Raw genomic sequence first — 20,900 nt, 5'->3', positions numbered from 1 at the left:
GTTCGCCGACGGAAGGGACGCATCCGACCATGTCCGTCTCACTGCAGAAGGGGCAGAAGGTCCCGCTGGCCAAGCCGGGCGGCGGCGCGCTCAGCCGGGTCAGGATGGGCCTGGGCTGGGACGCGGTCGTCAGGAAGGGCCTGCTGCGCCGGGCCAGGCCGCAGTCGATCGACCTGGACGCCTCGTGCCTGCTGTTCGACGTCTCCGGCAACCTGGTGGACGCGGTCTGGTTCCGCCAGCTGCGCAGCAAGGACGGCGCCGTCCGGCACACCGGGGACAACCTGACCGGCGCCGGCGAGGGCGACGACGAGTCGATCACCGTGGACCTGGTCGCGCTGCCGGTCAACGTCGCCCAGCTGGTGTTCACCGTCAACTCCTTCACCGGGCAGGACTTCTCGCAGATCGCGAACGCGTTCTGCCGGCTGGTGGACGAGACCACCGGACGGGAGCTGGCCCGCTACGACCTGTCCGGGTCGGGGCCGCACACCGCGCAGATCATGGCGAAGGTCAGCCGGGACGGACGGGGCTGGTCGATGACCGCGATCGGGGCGACCGCCACCGGGCGCACCTTCCAGCACCTGCTGCCGGCGGTGACGGCCCACCTGTGATCGCCGGTCACGGGGCCGGTGGGAGCCGACTCCCGCCGGCCCCTCGGCATGGGTGAGCAGCCGCACACCCGGCTTCGGACCTGCCATAGGGCACAAAAGGTCACAAGTCCGTATATCGTCGGCGGTGCGCCGCGCGGTGCCGTCGAGATGTGGCCCGTTCGACCATGGAAAGGAATCGCTTCCATGCGACACTTCGACCACGTCTCCGCGGCCCGGCGCAAGCGCCTGTTCTATCGGCACCCCAGGTCGTTCGGGCGGGACGCCGACCCGCAGGTGCTGGCGGTGGCGCTGGGCGCCACCCTCTACAGTCCCGCCACCCGTCCCACGCTGGTCGACGACATCGCCAAGGCGGCCCGGCGCGGCGTGATGAGCATGGTGGTGTGCCTGGAGGACGCCATCCCCGACGACGAGGTGCCCGTCGCCGAGGACAACCTGGTCGCGCAGGTGCACCGGGTGCACCGCACCGGGATCCCCGCCCCGCTGCTGTTCATCCGGGTGCGCAGGCCCGAGCAGATCGGCGACCTGACCCGGCGGCTGGGCGACGCGATCGAGCTGGTCAGCGGGTTCGTGCTGCCGAAGTTCACCGCCGTCGCCGGGGAGGCGTTCCTGGACGCGCTGCGGGAGGCGTCCGCGCAGGCGCCGCGCCCGCTGCTGGCCATGCCGGTGATCGAGAGCCGGGAGGCGGTGTACCGGGAGACCCGCACCGAGATGCTGCACGACGTGGCGCGGCTGCTGGCCAAGCACGCCGACCTGGTGCTGGCGGTCCGGCTGGGGGCCACCGACATGTGCGCCGCCTACGGCCTGCGCCGCCCGCCCGACCTGACCATCTACGACATCCACCCGGTGGCCAGCGTGATCGCCGACGTGGTGAACGTGCTGGGCCGCGCCGACGGCAGCGGCTTCGTGGTCACCGGCCCGGTCTGGGAGTACTTCTCGGCCGGGGAGCGGCTGTTCAAGCCCCAGCTCCGGCAGGCCCCGTTCGAACGCCGCCACGCCACGGGGCTGCGCCAGCACATCATCAGCGCCGAACTCGACGGGCTGATCCGCGAGGTCCATCTGGACAAGGCCAACGGGCTGATCGGCAAGACCGTGATCCATCCGTCCCACGTCCCGGCGGTGCACGCGCTGTCGGTGGTGACCCACGAGGAGTACTGCGACGCCGCCGACATCCTCGGGGTGACCGGCGGGGGCGCGATGGCCAGCAGCTACGCCAACAAGATGAACGAGGCCAAACCGCACCGCGCGTGGGCCGAACGGCTGATGCTGCGCGCCCAGGTGTTCGGGGTGGCCGCCGAGGACGTCACGTTCGTGGAACTGCTCGAAGCGGCGGGCACCGCGTGAGCGAGGAACGAGTGAGCACGCGACGAGGAAGGCCGGCGCCTTCGGGCGCGCCGCAGGCGAGCGGGGAGCAGGTGTGAGCGGCTGGACCGGGGCCTGGGTGACCGAACGCCTGGGGGTGCGGCTGGCCGACGCCGACCGTCCGTTCGGCGTCGGGCTGGCGGATCTGGTGGGCCTGGCGGTCCGCCGCAATCCCCGCCGCGCCCACCTGCTGGTGTCCACCGTTCTGGGCAAGCACGTGCCCACCGACCCGCGCCTGGTGTACGGCGCGGGCCTGCTGCTGGGCCGCCGGATCGCGGGCCTGCCCGCCGCCACGGAGACCACCGTCGGCGACGCCCTGCGCCACGCCCTGTCGCCCGCCCACCCCACACCGTCGGGTGCGGCGTCCGGCGGTGACGACACGGCCCGGACGGATGCGGCGGCTCGGCTGCGGGACGCGTTGACCGGTGCGCCGGGGGCGGAGGTGCCCGCGCTGGTGATCGGGTACGCGGAGACGGCGACGGCGCTGGGGCACGCGGTGGCCGACGCGCTGGGGGACGCCGTCTACCTGCATTCGACCCGTCGTCCGGTGGACGGGGTCGCGCCGTACGGGGGGTTCGAGGAGGAGCACAGCCACGCCACCAGTCATCTGCTGCTCCCCGCCGACCGGACGCTGGTGGAACGGGACGGCCCGGTGGTGCTGGTCGACGACGAGCTGTCCACGGGCAACACGGTGCTCAACACGATCCGGGCGCTGCACGCCGTCCGCCCGCGCGACCACTACGTGGTGGCGGCGCTGGTGGACGTACGGGGGCCTCGGGACCGGGCGCGGATGGCGGCGTTCGCCGACGGGCTGGGGGCGCGGATCGACGCGGTGGCGCTGGCGTCCGGCCGGGTGGAGCTGCCGCCGGACATCTTGGCCAGGGGACAGGCGCTGGTGGCCGGGATGACCGCAGCGCCGGAGCACGCGGCCGGGGACTTCCCGGTCGTGCGGGTGGATCCGGGGTGGCCGGAGGGGCTGCCCGAGGGCGGCCGGCACGGGTTCACGCCCGATCACCGGGAACGGCTGGACAAGGAGCTGCCGGCGATGGCCGCCCGGCTCGCCGACGCGCTGCCCGGTGGGGCGCGGCGGGTGCTGGTGCTGGGGTTCGAGGAGCTGATGTACGCGCCGCTGCGGCTGGCCGAGGCGCTGGCGGACCAGCTCCCCGGAGCGGACGTGCGGTACTCGACCACCACCCGGTCCCCGGTGCTGGCCGTGGACGATCCCGGCTACGCCATCCGGACGCGGATCGCGTTCCCCGCCCACGACGACCCGGCGGACGGGCCGGGGGAGCGGTACGCCTACAACGTGGCGGGCGGGGGCTTCGACGCGATCGTGCTGATCGTGGACGCGGCCGGGGACACGCCGGGGCTGGCGTCGGGACTGCTGACACGGCTGCGCGGCATCGCCCCGGTGGTGCTCGCGACACTGCCCGCCTGGGGGCCGGCGCTCGGCCCGCAGAAGGAGCAGGCCGGGCGACCGCGGCGGAGCTCTGCGGAGCGGGGGTCGTCCGGCCGGTCCGCGGACGGAACGGGCCCGGCGATGCCGAAGCCGCTGTACGGGCCGGACTTCGGCAGCTACCCCGCCGAGGACGTGGCCTGGCTGCTCAAGGACCTGTCGCACGCGAAGCTGGAGGCGCCCACCGAGGAACGGGAGGCGGCGATCCAGGCGGGCCGGGCGCACTACGCCGAGTCGCTGCCGGTCGAGTACCAGCCCGGCCCCGAGTACCAGCGGCTGTTCCACCAGGCGCTGGAGGTCTCGGCGTCCCGGCTGGCGTACGCGGTCGGCCTGATCACCGAGCTGATCCTGGCCGAACGGGGCCGGGGCGCGGTGCTGGTGTCGCTGGCGCGGGCGGGCACGCCGGTGGGGGTGCTGGTCCGCCGCTGGGCGCGGGCGATCCACGGACTGGACCTGCCGCACTACACGATGAGCATCGTGCGGGGCCGGGGCATCGACCGGGTGGCGCTGCGCTACCTGACCGAGCACCACGACCCGGCGTCGGTGATGTTCGTGGACGGCTGGACCGGCAAGGGCGCGATCACCAAGGAGCTGACCGCGGCGCTGGAGGAGCACTTCCGCGACACGGGGGTGCGGTTCCCCGGCGATCTGGCGGTGCTGGCGGACCCGGGGCGCTGCACGCACCTGTACGGGACCCGCGAGGACTTCCTGATCCCGTCGGCCTGCCTCAACTCGACGGTGTCCGGGCTGGTCAGCCGTACCGTGTTGAACGACGCGCTGATCGGGCCGGGCGACTTCCACGGCGCCAAGTTCTATGCCGAGCTGGCCTCCTCGGACGTGTCGGCGGTGTTCCTGGACGCGGTGTGCGCCCGCTTCGGCGAGGTCGCCGGGCGGGTCGCGCGGGACTGGCCGGCGCTGCGGGACGCCGACCGCACGCCGGACTGGTCGGGCTGGGCGGCGGTCCGCCGGATCGGCGAACGGCACGGCATCGACGATCTCAACCTGATCAAGCCGGGAGTGGGGGAGACGACCCGGGTGCTGCTGCGCCGCGTTCCCTGGAAGGTGCTGGCCCGTTCCGACGCCCTGGCCTCGGGCGACCTGGCGCACATCAGGCTGCTGGCGGCCGAACGCGGCGTCCCGGTGGTCGAGGTGGAGCCGGACGCGTTCCCGTACGCCTGTGCGGGGCTGATCCACCCGAGGTTCGGGCAGGGGGCCGCCCAGTGAAGGCCGTCGTGTGCAGCGACCTGGACCGTACGCTGATCTACTCGGCGGCCGCGCTGGACCTGGCGGGCCCGGACGAGACACTGCCCCGGCTGCTGTGCGTGGAGCACTACCAGGCCAAGCCGCTGTCCTACGTCACCGAGACCGCCGCCCGGCTGCTGGAACGCCTCGCCGACGCGGCGGTGCTCGTACCGACCACGACGCGGACCCCCGAGCAGTACCGCCGGGTGCGCCTGCTCGAGAAGCCCCCGCCGTACGCGATCTGCGCCAACGGGGGGCACATCCTGGTCGACGGGGTGGAGGACCCCGAATGGGCGGCGCGGGTCCGTTCCCGCCTCACCGGGGCGGCCGAGCTGGCGGAGGTCCACGAGCATCTGGGCCGTGTGGGCGGGGAGTTCGTGCTCAAGCTGCGGGTGGCGTCCGACCTGTTCGGCTACGCGGTGGTGGACCGGGCGGCGCTCCCGGACGGGTGGCTGGCCGACCTAACGGGGTGGTGCGCAGAACGCGGCTGGCGGACCTCGCTGCAGGGCCGCAAGGTCTACTGCATCCCGGACGGGCTGACCAAGGCCGCCGCCGCGGCCGAGGTGGCGCGCCGGGCCGGGGCCGACCGGATGCTGGCCGCCGGGGACTCGCTGCTGGACGTCGACCTGCTGGAGGCCGCCGACGCCGCGCTGCGGCCCGCGCACGGGGAACTGGCGGTCGCCGGCTGGACCGCTCCCAACACCGCCGTCACCGCGACCCGGGGCGTCGCGGCGGGGGAGGAGATCGCGGGAAGGCTGCTGGCGCTGGCCCTCGACCCGGGCGCGGTGCCCGCCGCCGGGACCTGGCGTGCCGTTTCCGGACGGTGACGATCCGCCATCACCCTAGGCAGAACGGGGCGGGCGGGTCACTCTGGGAGGATGAGCTCCCGGCTGACGGGCGACGAGACGGCGCTGTGGCAGGCCGCGGCGCGGGTGCTGGACGCCAACTGGACCGGCTGCGGGACCGTGCCCTCGCCCGGTCTGTACCCGCACCTGTGGAGCTGGGACTCGGCGTTCATCAGCATGGGGCTGGCCCGGCACCGCCGGTCCCGCGCCGAACGGGAACTGCTGTCGGTCTTCCGCGGGCAGTGGGAGCGCGGGCTGGTCCCGCACATCGTGTTCAACTCCGAACTGCCGCGCTTCGGCTACTTCCCGGGGCCGGACCTGTGGCGCAGCCGTTCCGTGCCCGGCACGCCGCGCGACCTGGACACCTCGGGGCTGACCGGGCCGCCGTTGCAGGCGCTGGCGGCGCTGCGGCTGCACCAGTGCGCGGACGCGGGCGAGGCCGAGCACAGCCGCGCGTTCCTCGCCCGGCTGTATCCGCTGCTGGTGGCGCAGCACCGCCATCTGGCCGAGGAACGCGACATCGGGGGAGAGGGGCTGGCGGCCATCTGCCACCCGTGGGAGTCGGGGATGGACGACAGCCCGTCCTGGGACCGGCCGCTGTCGGCCCTGGACCTGCCGCCGTCCCGGTACGCGCCGCTGCGCACGGCGGGCGGGGGCGCATCGGCCGGGGAGGACCACGACCGGTACGTACGGCTGGTGACGCTGCTGCGGGACGCCCGCTACGGGACGGGGCAGCTGCGGGACGAACATCCGTTCCTCGTCGAGGACCCGCTGTTCAACGCCGCGTACCTGGCCTCGACGCACGCCCTGGCGGAGATCGCCCGGCTCGTCGGGCGCGACCCCGCGCCGCATCTGGAGGACGCCGCCCGCATCCATCGGGCGCTGCTGGACCGGCTGTGGGACGGCGAGTGCTTCCGGGCGCTGGATCTGCGCGCCGGAGCCCTGATCCCCGTGGTCACGGTGGCCTCGTTCGGGCCTCTGCTGGATCCCGACCTGCCGCCGCCCGCGCTGCGGACGCTGGCGGAACTGCTGCTGTCGGCACGTTTCGGCGGCGCCGCGGGCTATCCGGTGCCCTCTTGCGACCTGCAGTCGACGAGCTTCGACCGCACCCGCTACTGGCGCGGCCCCACCTGGATCAACACCAACTGGCTGCTGTGGCTGGGGACGTCCGCGCACGGCCTGACGGTGATCGCCGACCTGCTGTACGGGGCCACGCTGCGGCTGGTGCGCCAGTCGGGATTCCGTGAGTACTTCGACCCGTTCGACGGGAGCGGGCGCGGCAGTCACGACTACAGCTGGTCCGCCGCCCTGGTGATGGACCTGCTCGCCGCCCGCCGCGCCTCCCACGCCGCGTGATCGGTACGGTGAGGCCCATGCTGCCGTCGTTCCAGCGCAACCGCCTCCCCCGGGACGTGCGGGACGCCCTCGACCTGGCCCGCGGCGAGCGCCCGCTGGCCCACGCCCCCACCCGCGGCGGCTCCCGCGTCGTCGCCACCGGTGTCGCGCTCCACCTGCCCACCGGCGACGGCGGGTTCCTCCGGCTGCCGTGGGAGCAGATCGACCGCGCCTCGTGGGACGGCCGCGTCCTGCACGTTCACCAGACCGGCGGGCAGGCCCACCGCATCGGGCTCACCGACCCGGGCTCGGTGCCCGAGATCATCCGCGAACGGGTCACCTCGACCATCGTGGTCAACCATCCGGCGACCCTGCCCGGCGGCGGGAAGGTCCGGATCACCGGCCGTCGCTCGCCCGCCACCGGCCGGGTGCGCTGGGCGCTGGTGTTCGAGGCCGGGCTCGACCCGGACGACCCGGGGCTGCGCGCCCAGGCCGAGCAGATCCTCGAGGACCTCCGCCGCCAGACGGGCCTGTGACCGCACCTCAGCGGGAGCCGCCCGAAGTGGGCCGAGTGGTCCCGGACGGCGCTCCGGCCGGCGACCCCGTGGAGGGCTTGCCGCTGGTGGTGGAGGTGCTCCCCGGCGTTCCGGCGCCGGCGGTCGTGCCGGAAAAGCGGCCCGAGGGCTCACCGCCCACCTCGGCCAGCGGCTCCCGCTCCGTCGTCTCCGCCTTCTGCCTGGCGCCGCCGGTCCGCTCGGCGATCCGGTTCTTGGCCGTGCCCGCCAGCGTCCCCGACTTGGCGCGCAGCGTCTCGGCCGTCTCCTGCACCTTGGGGTTCTCGGCCAGCCTGCGGGACTGCTGCACGATCTGCTCGTAGCGCTCGCGACCGGCCTTGGTCCCCAGCACGTAACCGACCGCGGCGCCGACGAGGAACGGAATCCTGATCTTCATGGCATACCTCCGTGCCGTTGGGTGCCACCCCCATACCCACGAAGGCCGCGGCCAGTCCCGCCCCCCGATATACGTGCGCGAGCACCCTCCCGGATGCGCTAATCTGGTTCCGCCGCGGTGCGGGGGAGCCCCCTCTCACCAGGCCGAGCACCGATCCCGCGTAGCTCAATTGGCAGAGCAGCCGGCTGTTAACCGGCAGGTTATTGGTTCGAGTCCAATCGCGGGAGCAGATCGTCTCCCAGCAGACACACAGGTCAGGCCCCACTCCGATCCGGAGCAGGGGCCTGAAATCGTTCAGGGGAGCCTTACCCCTCGTGCCGCCCCGGTGATCCTGCGGAAGCCCCGCAGGACACGCATGGCGTCGAGGTGCGAGCCGTCCTCCCGGCAGAAGACGAGCGGCATCAGCGTCCCCCATGATCACGTAGGCTGCCTGCCGCAACCTGTTCGCGGTGCGACGAGAGAGGCGACGGCCCATGGACTCGATGCTGGTGTTCGACGCCGACGACACGCTGTGGGAGAACAACGTCCGCTTCAACCGGGTGGTCGATGACTTCGTCGCCTGGCTCGCCCATCCCACGCTGGACGAGGCCGCGATCCGGTCGGTCCTGCGCGATGTCGAGGCGGCCAACACCGTGGCGTACGGCTACGGCAGCCGGGTGTTCCTGCGCACCCTGCGGGACTGCTTCGAACGGCTGCACGCCAGGCCGGCGAGCCGAGAGGAGCGTCGGCGGATCGACGAGCTGGCGGCGGCGCTGGTGGAGCACCGCGTCGAACTGGTCCCGCAGGTCGCCGAGACCCTGCAGCAGCTCGGCCGGCGGCACGAGCTGGCGCTGTTGACCAAAGGGGTGCCCGAAGAGCAGCAGGCCAAGCTCGACGTCTCCGGACTCGCCGGCCACTTCGGCAGCATCCACATCGTGGCCGAGAAGAACGTCGACACCTACCGGCGGCTGACCGCGGAGCTGGGGCTGAACCCCGAGACGACCTGGATGATCGGCAACTCCCCGAAGTCCGACATCATTCCGGCCCGGCAGGCGGGCTGGAACGCCGTGTTCATTCCCAACGAGCACACCTGGGAGCTGGAGCACGCCGAGTTCGACCTCGACGACGACAAGGTCCTGCACCTGCGGACCTTCACCGAACTGCTGGAGCACTTCTGATGACCGGGCACAACGGCGGGGACCGCGCTCCGGCGGTGTCGTGCGTGTTCGTCTGCCACGACGGCACGGGACGGGTGCTGCTCGCCCGGCGCGGCGCCGGCGCGCGCGACGAGCCCGGAACGTGGGACACCGGTGCCGGGGCGCTGGAGTTCGGCGAGACCTTCGAGGCCGCCGTCACCCGGGAAGTCCGCGAGGAGTACTCCGCGCAGCCGCTCGAGATCACCCTTCTCGGGATCCGCAACGTGCTGCGGGACGAACCTCCCTCGCACTGGGTCGCCGTGGTCTTCGCGGTACGCGTGGATCCGGCCGCGGTCGCCATCGGCGAACCGCACAAGTTCGACCGGCTCGGCTGGTTCAGCCCCGACGCCCTTCCCGAGCCGGCGCATTCCCAGCTACGACCCACACTGGCGTTGTTCAGCGAGCAGATGAAGGCATAGCGCGACGCAACCGCCTGCTCCCGACCAGCGAGCCCGAACTTCGGCCAGTTCTCCACGACCTGGGCGACGGTGCGGCGGGTGTCCTCGCGTCGCAGGGCCCGGACGGCGCCGTCCGCGCGGGAAGGTGGTCCCCGGGCGGGAGGCGGCCCCCTCCCGCGGGGGAGGAGTCCGGCCGCCGGATCCAGGAGGTTGGTCGGCAACCGACCAGAACACCTTCCGGGAGTCCACATGAACACTTCCACCGTCCGGAAAGCCGCCGCTTCGGCGCTGGCCGTCGCCGCGCTCGTCACCGTGGGCGCCTCAGCCGCGTCGGCCGAACCGGCGGAGGCCGCGAAGCCGCCGCGGGTCAGCCTGACGGGTTCGGCCCGCCTGCATTACGCCGCCGCCCCGCGGGACGACGTCCGCGTCTCCTTCGACACGCACGCCACGTACCCGGAGTGGGGGCAGAACCCCGTGCCCGGCGCGGTTCGCGGCACCATGCGGATCTCGCACGAGTTCGCCGGCCACGGCATCACCGGATGGGCGGAGGCCAGGGTGGACTGCGTCGTCGCGACCGGCGGCGTCGCGCTCGTGACGGGTGACGTGATCCGCCACTCGGACACCTTCGCGGGCTGGGAGGGTAAGCGGATCGGTTTCACCGTCGTCGACGCGGGCCCGCGCGACCAGGTGGGCTTCACCGGCCCCGTGGACGACCTCGGCGCCTGCTTCGGCGAGATGCCGAAGCAGAGCCCGGCTCCGGTCATGGTGGCCCAGCAGGGCGGGTTCAAGCTGAAGCACGACCTGCCACCCGTCTACTAGCCCCACGATCACCCCGACGTACGCGACCGGCCCGGCACCTGGCGGGCGTTCGGTGGGGTCAGGTGGCGGTGGTGGACTGGGTCGCCCGGTAGTGCGAGGGCGGGATGCCGTAGCGGGCCACGAACGCCTGGCGGAGTGTTTCGGCCGTTCCGAAGCCGCAGCGGGCGGCCACGGCGGTCATGGGCAGGGTGGTGGTGGCCAGCAGGTGCGCGGCGGCCTCGACACGGGCCTGGCGTATGAAACGGCCGGGCGTCTGGCCCAGGTGCTTGAGGAACAGGCGGGTCAGGTGGCGTTCGCTGACGCCCGCGCGGGCCGCGAGGGCGGCGGCGGACAGGTCGTCGTCCAGGTGGGCGGTGACGTGGTCGACCACCTGCCTGACCAGCTCGTCGGCCGGGGGCGGCGCGCTGGTGAACATGCTCATCTGCGCCTGGTTGCCCGGCCGCTGCAGGTAGGTCACCAGATAGCGGGCCACGCTCCGGGCCAGGGCGGCGCCGTGGTCCTCCTCGACGAAGGACAGGGTGAGGTCCAGGGCGCTGGTGACGCCGGCCGCCGTGCACAGCCGGCCGTCCCGGATGAAGATCGGGTCCGGGTCGACGATGACCTCGGGATAGCGGGAGGCCAGGTTCGACGCCCATCCCCAGTGGGTGGTCGCGCGCCGGCCGTCCAGCAGGCCGGCGGCGGCCAGGACGCTCGTCCCGGTGCACACCGAGGCGATCCGGCGGCTCTCGCGGGCCAGCCGGCGGACGTGGGCGACGATCGACCGGTCGGCGGCCGCCTTGCCGTGCCCGAGCCCTCCCGACACGATGAGGGTGTCGAGCGGTCCGGTGACCCGTTCGAGCGTCTCGTGGGCCATGAGCGTCAGGCCGGTGGCGCATGTGACGGGGCGTCCGCCGGGGCTGGCCAGCCGCACCTGGTAGGCGGGCGTGGCGCCGTGCAGGTTGGTGATCTCCAGGGTCGACGTGATGCACGCGATGTCGAGCAACTCCGCCGCGTCGTAGCCGACCACGAGCACACGTCGTTCGTCCATGAACCGACCCTATGTCCTGAGGACAGGCATCCCAAGTTTCCGGACCGGTGCACCGCCCTTCCTCGACCCCCGGCCGCCGCGGCGACACGGTGGATCCATGACTGAGACCGCATCGACCTCCCGCCGCAGTCCGTGGCTCCGGTTCACCTGGCACTACATCGAGATGATCATCGCGATGTTCGTGGGGATGGGCGTCCTGGGGCTGCTCCAGGCCGCCGTCGGGCTCGACCTCTCCTACGAGCGCGACCCCGAACTCGCCTACCTGCTGATGGCGTTCAACATGTCCGTGGGCATGGCCGCGATCATGCGCTACCGCGGCCACCGCTGGCCCGTCACCCTGGAGATGTGCGGCACCATGTTCGCCCCCGTGCTGCCGCTGTTCCCGCTGCTGTGGCTGGACGTCATCGACGGCGAGACCCTGATGATCATCGCCCACGTGGCGATGTTCCCCCTCATGCTCGCCGTGATGCTGTGGCGCCGCACCGAGTACACCCACCACGCGCACTGAACCACCCCGGCGCGTGTGGCGCCTGTTGCGGTGCGGTTCGTATGTGAATGCCATACAGTGCCGGCCATGACGGAGCCCGCCCCCGGGGTGTACGAGCACGTGGTGACGACCGAGCTGCGGCGGCGGCTGGAGGAGGTGGACGGCGAGCTCGTACAGCAGGGCGGGCTGGACGCCGTGGACGCCGAGGAGGTGCTGGTCCGGCATCTGGCGCGGATGACGCGCCGGGCGTTGCGGGCGGCCCGGCAGGGCGGCGGCGACGCCGCGGAGAAACTGGCCCGCCAGGTCGCGGCGGCCAACGCGATCGGCCGGGCGATCGCCGGGATCGTCCCGGACGCCGGGATCGACGGCGAGCTCGTCGCGGACGGCCATCGGATGCTGCTGGGCATCGCGGACGGGCGGCTGCCGGACGGGTCGGTGGCGTTCCCGCCCCGGCCCGACATCCCGCTGTCGATGAGCGCGCTGCTGGTGAACGGGCGGGACCAGCCGCAGATCGGCCGTGAGGTGATCAAGGAACTGGCCACCGCCGACCAGGTCGACCTGTTGTGCGCGTTCATCAAATGGCGCGGGCTGCGGCTGCTGGAGGACGCGCTGCGCGACTTCTTCCGGCGGGGCGGCAGGCTCCGGGTCATCACCACGACCTACATGGGGGCGACGGACCACGGGGCCGTCGAACGGCTGGCCGCCATGGGCGCCGAGGTCAAGGTCTCCTACGACACCCAGCGCACCCGGCTGCACGCCAAGGCCTGGCTGTTCCACCGCAGATCCCGGCTGGACACCGCGTACGTCGGCTCCTCCAACCTGTCCCACACCGCCCTGCTGGACGGCGTCGAATGGAACGTGCGGATCGCCCGGGCCGAGCAGCCGCACCTGATCGACACGTTCGCGGCGACCTTCGAGGACTACTGGAACGACCCGTCGTTCGAGCCCTACGAGGACTCCGGCCGGCTGGCCCGCGCGCTGACGGCGGAACGCGGCGGCCCGGCCGCCGATCCGCCGCCGATCACCCGGATCGACGTCCAGCCCTACCCGTACCAGCGGGAGATCCTCGAGGAACTGGACGCCGCACGCCTGGTGCACGGCCACTGGCGCAACCTCGTCGTCATGGCCACGGGGACGGGCAAGACCATCGTGGCGGCGCTGGACTACCGGCGGCTGCGCGAGCGGCGGATCGTCGACTCGCTGCTGTTCGTCGCGCACCGCAAGGAGATCCTGCAGCAGAGCCTCGGCACGTTCCGGCACGTGCTCCGGGACGGGGCGTTCGGCGAGCTGCTGGTCGACGGCCACCGGCCGGGCGAGTGGCGGCACGTGTTCGGTTCCATCCAGTCGCTGTCGCAGCTGCCGGAGCTGGAACCCGGACGGTTCGACATGGTCGTGGTGGACGAGTTCCACCACGCGGCGGCCGCCTCCTACGCCAGGCTGCTGGACCGGCTGCGGCCGAAGATCCTGCTGGGCCTGACCGCGACGCCGGAACGGGCCGACGGCGAGGACATCCTGCACTGGTTCGACGGTGGGCGGCCCACCGTCGAACTCCGGCTCTGGGAGGCGCTCGAACGGGGCCTGCTCGTTCCGTTCCACTACTTCGGCGTCCACGACGACACCGACCTGTCGCAGGTCGACTGGCGGCGCGGCGCCGGATACGACGTGGCCCAGCTGACCAACCTCTACACCGGCCTGGACGCCCGCGTCGCCATGATCGTCGAGGCGCTGGAGGACAAGCTCGGCGACCTCGGCGGCATGCGGGCGGTCGGGTTCTGCGTGAGCATCGACCACGCCGAGTACATGGAGCGGGAGTTCGAGCGCCGTGGCATCCGGGCGCGGGCGGTCACCTCGCGGACCTCGCGGCAGGACCGGGAGGCGGCGCTGCGCGGCCTGCGGGACGGGCGGATCAAGGCGATCTTCACCGTCGACCTGTTCAACGAGGGCGTGGACGTCCCCGAGATCGACACGGTGCTGTTCCTGCGGCCGACCGAGAGCGCCACCGTGTTCCTCCAGCAGCTCGGCCGGGGGCTGCGGCTCACCAGGGACAAGGCCGTGCTCACCGTGCTGGACTTCGTCGGCCGCCAGCGCAGGGAGTTCCGCTTCGACAAGCGGTTCAAGGCGCTGACCGGCATCGAGCGCGGCCGGCTCGAACGCGAGATCAAGGCCGGCTTCCCCACCCTGCCGCCGGGCTGCGCCATCGACCTCGACCGCGAGGTCAGCGGGATCGTTCTCGCCAACATCAGGCAGGCCCTCAACGTCCGCTGGCCCGACCTGGCCGCCGAACTCCGCGCGATGGGCGACGTGACGCTGCCGGAGTTCCTGGACGCGACCGGCCTGGAGCTGGAGGACCTGTACCGGAGCACGCGCGGCGGCTGGGCGAGGCTGCGGCGGGCGGCGGGCCTGGACACCCGCCCCGTGACCTCGGAGAAGGCGGACGAGGAGATCCGCAAGGCGATCGGCCGGCTGCTGCACGTGGACGATCCGGACCGGCTGACGTTCCTGCGGGATCTCCTCCGTCGACCCCGGGCGCCGCGCCTGGCCGACTTCGACCCCGCACAGCGCCGCCTGCTGGCGATGCTGAACTCGGCGTTCCACGCCGGCAAGCCGCTCAGCGCCCTGGAGACCCACCTCGCCCGGCTGTGGGACCTCCCGGGGCGGCGGGAGGAACTGCTCGCCGTCACCGACATCCTGTACGACCGCATCCACCGGGTGACGCCGGTCGTTCCCGAGGTGAGCCACCTGCCGCTGCGGCTGCACGCCCGGTACACCCGGGGCGAGGCGCTCGCCGCGTTCGGCCAGGAGGTGTCGGCCTACTTCCGGGAGGGCGTGAAGTGGTTCGCCGAGGAACGGGCCGACGTGTTCCTGGTGACCATCGACAAGAACGAGCGGGACTTCTCGCCCACCACCATGTACCAGGACCGCGCGATCACGCCGTGGCTCTTCCAGTGGGAGTCCCAGTCGCAGACGCGCGCCGAGTCACCGACCGGCCGGCGTTATGTCCACCATCGCGAGCGGGGGTCCACCGTTCACCTGTTCCTGCGGAAGACCAGCGACGAGGCGTACACCTACGCGGGACCGATGACCTACCAGGACCACGAGGGGGAGCGGCCCATGCGGATCCGCTGGCTGCTGTCCCACCCGTTGCCCGCCGACGTCTTCCACTTCGCCAAGGTGAACGCCGGCTGAGCGGCACAGGTCCGGCTCGCACCGGGTGGTCCGCCCGTTCGCTGTTCGCCGGTGTCTTCCGTCACGTCCCGACGGGCACCGGGTGGTCCGGGGTCACCTGTTCTGGTGCCACAGGGAGCGGCAGTGGCTGTCGAGCCACTTGGTGAGGTCGTTCAGGTTCATGTCCGCGTAGGCGAACGGGTAGGGGCCGTGCGGGCCGGTGATCAGGTCCAGGGAGTCGGCGCGGGCGATGGTCGCGACCTCCAGCTGGGTGCCGTGCGGGAGGCCGTAGTCGGCGGGGAAGTAGTACTCCAGCTCCTGCCAGAACGGGGAGGTCTGGTTCTTTCCGCCGATGACCTGGCCCTTCTTGACCTCGGCCTCCTCGAGGCGGAAGCCCAGGGCGCCGAACGCCTCGACGATCATGTCCTGGGCGGGCAGCGCGTGCACGGCGATCTCGTCGAAGTCGCCCCGGTCCACCGCCCTGTCGACGTCCAGGCAGGTGCGGACGGCGGCGCGCGCCCCGCGCAGCGGACGGCCGTGGACGTGCGTGATCGGCATCTCCCACGGCACGTCGACGTCCAGCCGGAACCGAAGGGTCTCACCGGCCGGGAGGTCGAAGGAATCGGTGGACTGGGAGGCGACCACGCCCGGATCGGTCCAGCCCGTCTCGGTCGACTCCTTGTCCTCGACGCGGGTGACCAGTTCGAGGGTGAGCCGTTCGATGTGGACGTCCACGCCGCCGCCCTGGACGGTCACGGTGGCCCCCAGCCGGGCTCCCGGCCTGACCGTCGTGGTGTCGAGCACGGTGTCGACGCGTGGTGCGTTGGAGCCGAGCGTTTTGAGGAACGTGCGGAACGCCATGAGCGGGACCTCTCCTGTCGGCGGATATCAGTTCACAGGGCACCTTATGGTGCGGAGATCATCTTCGGAGGGCGCGCCCCGTGAGGCGTGGCCGCCTGCGGAGGGCGGGCGGTAGCGTCGCCGAAACGATCTCGTGGGAAGGGGACGGCGTGTTCCGGTGGGTTGTGGCGTTCATTGATCGGCCGCTGGAGAGGTTCACCGAGGCCGCGGCGTTCTGGACGGCGGTGACGGGGACGGACCTGTCGGAACGGCGGGGTGAGCGGGGGGAGTTCGCGACGCTGCTGCCTGCGGAGGGGGATTCGTGCCTGCGGCTGCAGGGCGTTCTCGACGGCGGTGGGACGCATCTGGATTTCCATGTCGAGGATGTGGCGGGGGCCGTGCGGAAGGCCGTGGGGTCGGAGGCCTCGGTCGTCGCGGACATGGGGGAGTGGTCGGTGCTGCGGTCGCCCGCGGGACAGGCGTTCTGTGCGGTGCCCTGGGAGGGGGATTGGGAGCGGCCGCGTCCCGTGGCGGGGCCGGGAGGGGCGGAGAGCGTTCTCGACCAGGTCACCATCGACGTCGGGCCCCGGGATTACGAGCGTGAGGTGGAGTTCTGGGCCGCGGTGACGGGATGGGAACTGCGGCCGACCGGGCGGCCGGAGTTCAGGCGGCTTCGGTCTGTGGAGGGGATGCCGATCCAGATCGTGCTGCAACGCCTGGATGAGGAACGAGCCGCGTCCGCTCATGTCGATCTCGCCTGTGCGGACATCGAGGCGACGCGGATGTGGCACGAGGAGCACGGGGCCCAGGCGGTCGGCGGCATACCGGGCTGCACCGTGATGCGCGATCCGGTGGGCGGGGTCTACTGCCTCACGGGACGTGACCCGCGTACGGGGCTTCGGCCCTGAACCACCAGGCCGTTCGCACCCGGCCGGAGTGGACGGGCTCGATGCGGGAAGCCGTTCGGGAAAGTCGGCGACCGGACGGGAGGCGGCGTGCTGCGTTGGATGTGGGCGGTCATCGAGCGGCCGGTGGGGCACTTCGGGAAGAGCGCGGCGTTCTGGGCTGCGGTGACGGGGGCCTCGGCGGAGCAAGGGCAGGCGGACGCGGTGCTCCGGCCTCCGGAAGGGGACGCCTGCATGCGGCTCCGGCCCACCGATGACGGTGGTGTGATCCGGCTGGAGTTCGAGGTCGAGGACGTGTCCGAGGCCGTGCGCGGGGCGCGTGAGCTGGGGGCCGTTCCGGCCGGGGACGGGCTGCGGTCACCGGCGGGGCAGCCGTTCTCGCTGCGGCCCTGGAGCGGCGCGGCGGTCCGGCCGGGGCCGGTGATCGGGCCGAACGGGGCGGTCACGCTGCCGGATCAGGTGTGCATCGACATCGGCCCGGCGGACTACGACGCCGAGGTGGCGTTCTGGGCGGCGCTCACCGGGTGGGAACTGCGCGACACCGACTCCGCGGAGTTCAAGCGCCTGTGGCCGCCCCCGGAGCAGCCCGTCCAGTTCCTGCTGCAACGTCTGGAGGAGGAACGGCCCGCGTCCTCCCACCTGGACCTGGCGGCCGGCGCGGACGCCGAGACGGCCTGCGCATGGCATGAGCGATGCGGGGCCGAGCACGTGCGGACGACCGCGGGCTGGATCGTGATGCGGGATCCGACCGGGATGGTCTACTGCCTGACCCGCCGCGACCCGTACACCCGGCTGCCGTACGACGTGGCGGCGCACGAGATCCCCTCCTGGCGGGCCGACGAACGCCGCTGACCCGGGCAGGCGTTGCGGCACGCCGAGCACGTCCGGCGTCGGCTCGGCGACGCCCGCCTGTTCACCCTCCGGCCCCCCGGTTACCGGAACCCGTGAGTCCGCCCTACGGTGGCCTCTGGCAGAGGGGAGATCACGATGACCTATCCGGATCCGCAGTACTTCGGCGACGGCGGCGAGGTCAGCGCGGTGTACCGGCCGGACGGCAGTGTGGCCGAGCTGGTCTATCCGAACGGGACCAGGGTGCACTACCTGTCGACGGGGGCCTCGACCGGCGGGCTGTTCGGGCTCTATCGGTACGAGATGAGCGCGGCGCCCAGCGGCCCCGGCCCGCACTTCCACCGGACGCTGGCCGAGTCGTTCTACATCCTGTCCGGGTCGGTCCGCATCTACAACGGCGAACGCTGGATCGACACCGGGCCGGGCGACTACGTGCACGTCCCGATCGGCGGGATCCACGGGTTCCGCAACGAGTCGGGGGAGCCGGCGTCCATGCTGCTGCACTTCGCGCCCGGGGCGCCCCGCGAGGGCTACTTCGAGGGACTGATCGGGCTCGCGGACGCCAGTGAGGAGGAGCGTGCCGAGTTCTTCCTCAAGCACGACAACCACTGGATCTGATCAGCCCGCGAACGGAACGGCGGGAAGCCCTTCACCGGCGTTCGGGACGACCAGGACGGCCCCGTTCGGAGGAGGGGCCTCGGGCGGCAGGTCCACCGTCGCGGTGGTGACGTAGAGGTCGCGCAGGTCCGGACCGCCGAACGCGCAGGCGGTGGTCAGCGGGGTGGGGAGCTCGATGGTGCGGTCCAGCACGCCCGAAGGGGTGTAGCGGAGGACCCGGGCACCGCCCCACAGGGCGACCCACACGCAGCCGAGGGCGTCCACCGTCAGCCCGTCCGGCCACCCCGGAGTGGGGACGCGGGTGAACGTGCGGCGGTTGCGGACCGTGGGGCCGTCGCAGTCGAACACGTCGATGCGCTGGGTCGGGGTGTCGACGTAGTACATCAGGCGGCCGTCCGGGCTCCAGCCGATGCCGTTGCTGACCGTCACCCCCGTGACGGCGGTCACGGCCTCGCCGTCCGGGGCGACGCGGCGCAGGACCCCGTCGGGAGCGGACTCGTCCTCGCGCATCGTCCCGGCCCACAGCGCGCCGTCCGGGGCCACCGCCGCGTCGTTGCCCCGGATGCCCTCCTCGGCGAACGTCGCCAGCCAGCGGAACGTCCCGTCCGGGTCGTACAGGCCGACGCCGTCGCGCAGGTTGACCACCAGGCCGCCCCCGGCGCGGGGTTTGGCCGCGCCCACGGGCTGGGAGGTGCGCAGCACGGTGTCGGCGCCGGTGGCCGGGTCGTAGGTGTGGACCTCGCAGGCGGGGATGTCCACCCACAGCAGGCGGCCGGTGACCGGATCCCAGGTGGGGCCCTCGCCGAGGACGGCGGGTCCGGGCACGGCGATCTCGTACGGCATGGCCGCTCACAAGGGCTCGGGGGCGTCAGTCTGCCGAGAAAGCGTAGATCGTCGTGGTTTCGTACGTCTGCCCCGGGCGCAGCGTCGTCGACGGGAACTGCGGCTTGTTGGGGCTGTCGGGGAAGTGCTGGGTCTCCAGGCAGAACCCGTCGCCCTGCCGGTAGGCGCCGCCGCCGGTGCCGACCAGGGTGCCCGCCAGGAAGTTGCCGGTGTAGAACTGCACGCCGGGTTCGGTGGTGTGCACGTCCAGCACCCGGCCCGTCGTCGGCTCGGACACCCGCGCCGCGTGCACCAGGCCGGGACCGGAGCGGTCGAGCACGAAGTTGTGGTCGTATCCCTGGGCGAGGACCATCTGCGGATGCCCGTCGCGGATCCGCTCCCCGATCGGGTGCGCTTCGGTGAAGTCGAGCGGTGTCCCGTGCACGGGAGCCAGCTCCCCGGTCGGGACGAGCGTCGCGTCGACCGGCGTGTAGCGGGAGGCGAAGAGCCGCACCCGGTGCCCGTACACGTCACCGGAGCCCTCGCCCGCCAGGTTGAAGTACGTGTGGTCGGTCAGGTTGACCACCGTGGGCCTGTCGGTGGTCGCCCGGTAGTGGATGCGCAGCTCGCCGGCGGCGGTCAGCTCGTACGTCACGACCGTCCGCAGCGTCCCGGGGAAGCCGCCGTCACCGTCGGGGCTGGTCAGCGACAGCCGCAACGTCACCGCGTCCTCGGACCGCGCGCACGACGCCGACCAGACCCGCTTGTCGAAGCCTTGCCCGCCGCCGTGCAGGGTGTTGGGCCCGTTGTTGGCCTCCAGCCGGTGCTCGGTCCCGTCCAGCGTGAACCGGGCGCCGCCGATCCGGTTGCCGTACCGGCCGATGATCGCGCCGAAGAAGGGCGCCGCGGCGGTGTACTCGTCGCTGAGATAGCCGTCCAGCGTCGCGAACCCCAGCGCCACGTTGCCGGGCCTGCCGTCCCGGTCGGGCACCTCCAGGCTCTGCACGATGCCCCCGTACGTCAGGATCCGCACGCACATGCCCTGACCGTTGACCAGCTCGTACCGCTCGACCGGGGTGCCGTCCGGCAGGGCGCCGAACGGCTCGCCGGTGATGCCGAGGCCGGGTGTCGAGGCTCCCATCGAGGCTCCCTTCCTATGGGCGGAGCCGCCCGGTGGCGCGGGTCGGCCCGGCGGCGGCGCACCGCGCCGCGACCTGTTCTGGGCTCGTGTCGGTCATGATCGGCTCCACCCTACGCCAGCCGTGCTTCCGGTCGGCCGGGGTGCATTGGACCTCATGGCGGGACCGGTATTGGACCTGTCACCCGGACCAAGGCGACCGGCAGGGTGAAGGGGTCCGGCACGTCCGCGAGGGGAGTCCCGCAGTGAGCGTCGCGTTCCTGGTGACCACGTTGATCGTGGTGGCCACCCCCGGCACCGGGGTCGTCTACACACTGGCGGCGGGCCTGTCCCGGGGCCGCCGGGCCAGCGTCGTCGCCGCGCTCGGCTGCACCCTCGGCATCGTCCCGCACATGATCGCGACGATCACCGGGCTGGCCGCGGTGCTGCACGCCAGCGCCGCCGCCTTCCAGGTGCTGAAGCTGCTCGGGGTCGCCTACCTGCTGTTCATGGCGTGGGCGACGCTGCGCGACCGGGACGCCCTGGCGGTGGGGGAGGGCCGCGCCGAGCCCCGCCCGGCGGCCCGGGTGATCGCCTCGGGGGCCCTGACCAACCTGCTCAACCCCAAGCTGACGCTGTTCTTCTTCGCCTTCCTCCCGCAGTTCGTGCCGGCCGGGACGCCGAGCCCGGTGGCGCGGATGCTGATGCTCAGCGCGGTCTTCATGGCGGTCACCTTCGCGGTGTTCTCCGCGTACGGGATCCTCGCCGCCACCATGCGGGAACAGGTGATCTCCAGGCCGCGGGTGATGACCTGGATCCGCCGGGTCTTCGCCGGATCGTTCGCCGCGCTCGGCGCGCATCTCGCCACCGCCTCACGCTGAA

Annotated in this window: 20 protein-coding genes and 1 tRNA gene; 16 read left to right on the top strand and 5 right to left on the bottom strand. The window is 72.5% G+C overall.

Annotation, left to right across the window (positions count from 1 at the left end; all coding sequences use genetic code 11):
• The first annotated feature begins 29 nt into the window (after positions 1 to 29).
• The 6 genes from HNR21_RS28610 to HNR21_RS28585 all read left to right on the top strand — a co-directional run bounded on the left by HNR21_RS28610 (position 30) and on the right by HNR21_RS28585 (position 7,381).
• A complete protein-coding gene (locus tag HNR21_RS28610) occupies positions 30 to 608 on the top strand; it encodes a TerD family protein (protein WP_182707626.1) in 579 nt (192 codons plus the stop codon).
• Between the two features lie 183 nt (positions 609 to 791).
• Positions 792 to 1,949 carry an HpcH/HpaI aldolase/citrate lyase family protein gene (locus HNR21_RS28605; protein WP_119729515.1) on the top strand — a complete coding sequence of 386 codons (1,158 nt, stop codon included), beginning with the start codon at positions 792 to 794 and terminating at the stop codon, positions 1,947 to 1,949.
• Between the two features lie 73 nt (positions 1,950 to 2,022).
• A complete protein-coding gene (locus tag HNR21_RS35620) occupies positions 2,023 to 4,647 on the top strand; it encodes a phosphoribosyltransferase (RefSeq protein ID WP_182707625.1) in 2,625 nt (874 codons plus the stop codon).
• A complete protein-coding gene (locus tag HNR21_RS28595) occupies positions 4,644 to 5,492 on the top strand; it encodes an HAD family hydrolase (protein ID WP_182707624.1) in 849 nt (282 codons plus the stop codon). Before HNR21_RS35620 ends, HNR21_RS28595 begins: the two co-directional genes overlap by 4 nt.
• Before the next feature lie 51 nt (positions 5,493 to 5,543).
• Positions 5,544 to 6,866, top strand: coding sequence for an MGH1-like glycoside hydrolase domain-containing protein (locus HNR21_RS28590; protein WP_182707623.1), 1,323 nt, complete (start codon positions 5,544 to 5,546; stop codon positions 6,864 to 6,866).
• Between the two features lie 17 nt (positions 6,867 to 6,883).
• Positions 6,884 to 7,381, top strand: coding sequence for a hypothetical protein (locus tag HNR21_RS28585; RefSeq protein WP_182707622.1), 498 nt, complete (start codon positions 6,884 to 6,886; stop codon positions 7,379 to 7,381).
• Between the two features lie 7 nt (positions 7,382 to 7,388).
• Here the strand turns inward: HNR21_RS28585 and HNR21_RS28580 are convergent, their stop codons facing one another.
• Complete coding sequence (locus HNR21_RS28580; protein ID WP_182707621.1) at positions 7,389 to 7,796, bottom strand: YtxH domain-containing protein; 408 nt, start codon at positions 7,794 to 7,796, stop codon at positions 7,389 to 7,391.
• A gap of 154 nt (positions 7,797 to 7,950) precedes the next feature.
• Between HNR21_RS28580 and HNR21_RS28575 the strand changes: the two genes are divergently transcribed.
• The 4 genes from HNR21_RS28575 (at position 7,951) to HNR21_RS28560 (ending at position 10,188) form a co-directional block, all read left to right on the top strand.
• Positions 7,951 to 8,023 (top strand) — tRNA-Asn (locus tag HNR21_RS28575).
• Positions 8,024 to 8,269: 246 nt separating this feature from the next.
• Positions 8,270 to 8,953: an HAD family hydrolase gene (locus HNR21_RS28570; RefSeq protein ID WP_182707620.1), complete on the top strand. Its 684-nt coding sequence runs from the start codon at positions 8,270 to 8,272 to the stop codon at positions 8,951 to 8,953.
• Entirely contained in the window at positions 8,953 to 9,390 is a 438-nt protein-coding gene (locus tag HNR21_RS28565) for an NUDIX domain-containing protein (protein ID WP_182707619.1), read from the top strand. The genes HNR21_RS28570 and HNR21_RS28565 overlap by 1 nt, the downstream gene beginning before the upstream one ends.
• Before the next feature lie 228 nt (positions 9,391 to 9,618).
• Complete coding sequence (locus HNR21_RS28560; protein ID WP_182707618.1) at positions 9,619 to 10,188, top strand: hypothetical protein; 570 nt, start codon at positions 9,619 to 9,621, stop codon at positions 10,186 to 10,188.
• 58 nt (positions 10,189 to 10,246) lie between these two features.
• Here HNR21_RS28560 and HNR21_RS28555 read toward each other — a convergent pair whose 3' ends face one another.
• Positions 10,247 to 11,215: a GlxA family transcriptional regulator gene (locus HNR21_RS28555; RefSeq protein ID WP_182707617.1), complete on the bottom strand. Its 969-nt coding sequence runs from the start codon at positions 11,213 to 11,215 to the stop codon at positions 10,247 to 10,249.
• Between the two features lie 97 nt (positions 11,216 to 11,312).
• Between HNR21_RS28555 and HNR21_RS28550 the strand changes: the two genes are divergently transcribed.
• Positions 11,313 to 11,723 carry a hypothetical protein gene (locus HNR21_RS28550; RefSeq protein ID WP_182707616.1) on the top strand — a complete coding sequence of 137 codons (411 nt, stop codon included), beginning with the start codon at positions 11,313 to 11,315 and terminating at the stop codon, positions 11,721 to 11,723.
• A gap of 66 nt (positions 11,724 to 11,789) precedes the next feature.
• Positions 11,790 to 14,888 (top strand): DEAD/DEAH box helicase, encoded by a 3,099-nt coding sequence (locus tag HNR21_RS28545; RefSeq protein WP_182707615.1) that lies wholly within the window; start codon positions 11,790 to 11,792, stop codon positions 14,886 to 14,888.
• 93 nt (positions 14,889 to 14,981) lie between these two features.
• Here HNR21_RS28545 and HNR21_RS28540 read toward each other — a convergent pair whose 3' ends face one another.
• Positions 14,982 to 15,728 carry a sporulation protein gene (locus HNR21_RS28540; protein WP_182707614.1) on the bottom strand — a complete coding sequence of 249 codons (747 nt, stop codon included), beginning with the start codon at positions 15,726 to 15,728 and terminating at the stop codon, positions 14,982 to 14,984.
• Positions 15,729 to 15,877: 149 nt separating this feature from the next.
• Between HNR21_RS28540 and HNR21_RS28535 the strand changes: the two genes are divergently transcribed.
• The 3 genes from HNR21_RS28535 to HNR21_RS28525 all read left to right on the top strand — a co-directional run bounded on the left by HNR21_RS28535 (position 15,878) and on the right by HNR21_RS28525 (position 18,079).
• Positions 15,878 to 16,615 (top strand): VOC family protein, encoded by a 738-nt coding sequence (locus tag HNR21_RS28535; RefSeq protein WP_182707613.1) that lies wholly within the window; start codon positions 15,878 to 15,880, stop codon positions 16,613 to 16,615.
• An 87-nt stretch (positions 16,616 to 16,702) separates the two neighbouring features.
• Positions 16,703 to 17,464, top strand: a complete 762-nt coding sequence (locus HNR21_RS28530; protein ID WP_220500335.1) for a VOC family protein — start codon at positions 16,703 to 16,705, stop codon at positions 17,462 to 17,464.
• Positions 17,465 to 17,599: 135 nt separating this feature from the next.
• Positions 17,600 to 18,079 (top strand): cupin domain-containing protein, encoded by a 480-nt coding sequence (locus HNR21_RS28525; protein WP_182707612.1) that lies wholly within the window; start codon positions 17,600 to 17,602, stop codon positions 18,077 to 18,079.
• On the opposite strand, the gene HNR21_RS28520 is transcribed toward HNR21_RS28525, so the two are convergent.
• Positions 18,080 to 18,922 carry an SMP-30/gluconolactonase/LRE family protein gene (locus tag HNR21_RS28520; protein WP_182707611.1) on the bottom strand — a complete coding sequence of 281 codons (843 nt, stop codon included), beginning with the start codon at positions 18,920 to 18,922 and terminating at the stop codon, positions 18,080 to 18,082. It abuts the gene before it with no gap.
• A gap of 25 nt (positions 18,923 to 18,947) precedes the next feature.
• The gene (locus HNR21_RS28515; RefSeq protein WP_182707610.1) at positions 18,948 to 20,042 is read right to left on the bottom strand and encodes an aldose epimerase family protein; all 1,095 of its coding nucleotides are present in this window, start codon (positions 20,040 to 20,042) and stop codon (positions 18,948 to 18,950) included.
• Positions 20,043 to 20,284: 242 nt separating this feature from the next.
• On the opposite strand from HNR21_RS28515, the gene HNR21_RS28510 reads away from it, so the two are divergent.
• A complete protein-coding gene (locus HNR21_RS28510; RefSeq protein WP_119729535.1) occupies positions 20,285 to 20,899 on the top strand; it encodes a LysE family translocator in 615 nt (204 codons plus the stop codon).
• The last annotated feature ends 1 nt before the right edge of the window (position 20,900 follow it).

Source organism: Thermomonospora cellulosilytica (assembly GCF_014138835.1).
GTDB lineage: Bacteria > Actinomycetota > Actinomycetes > Streptosporangiales > Streptosporangiaceae > Thermomonospora > Thermomonospora amylolytica.
This window is presented reverse-complemented; position numbering and strand designations above follow the sequence as displayed.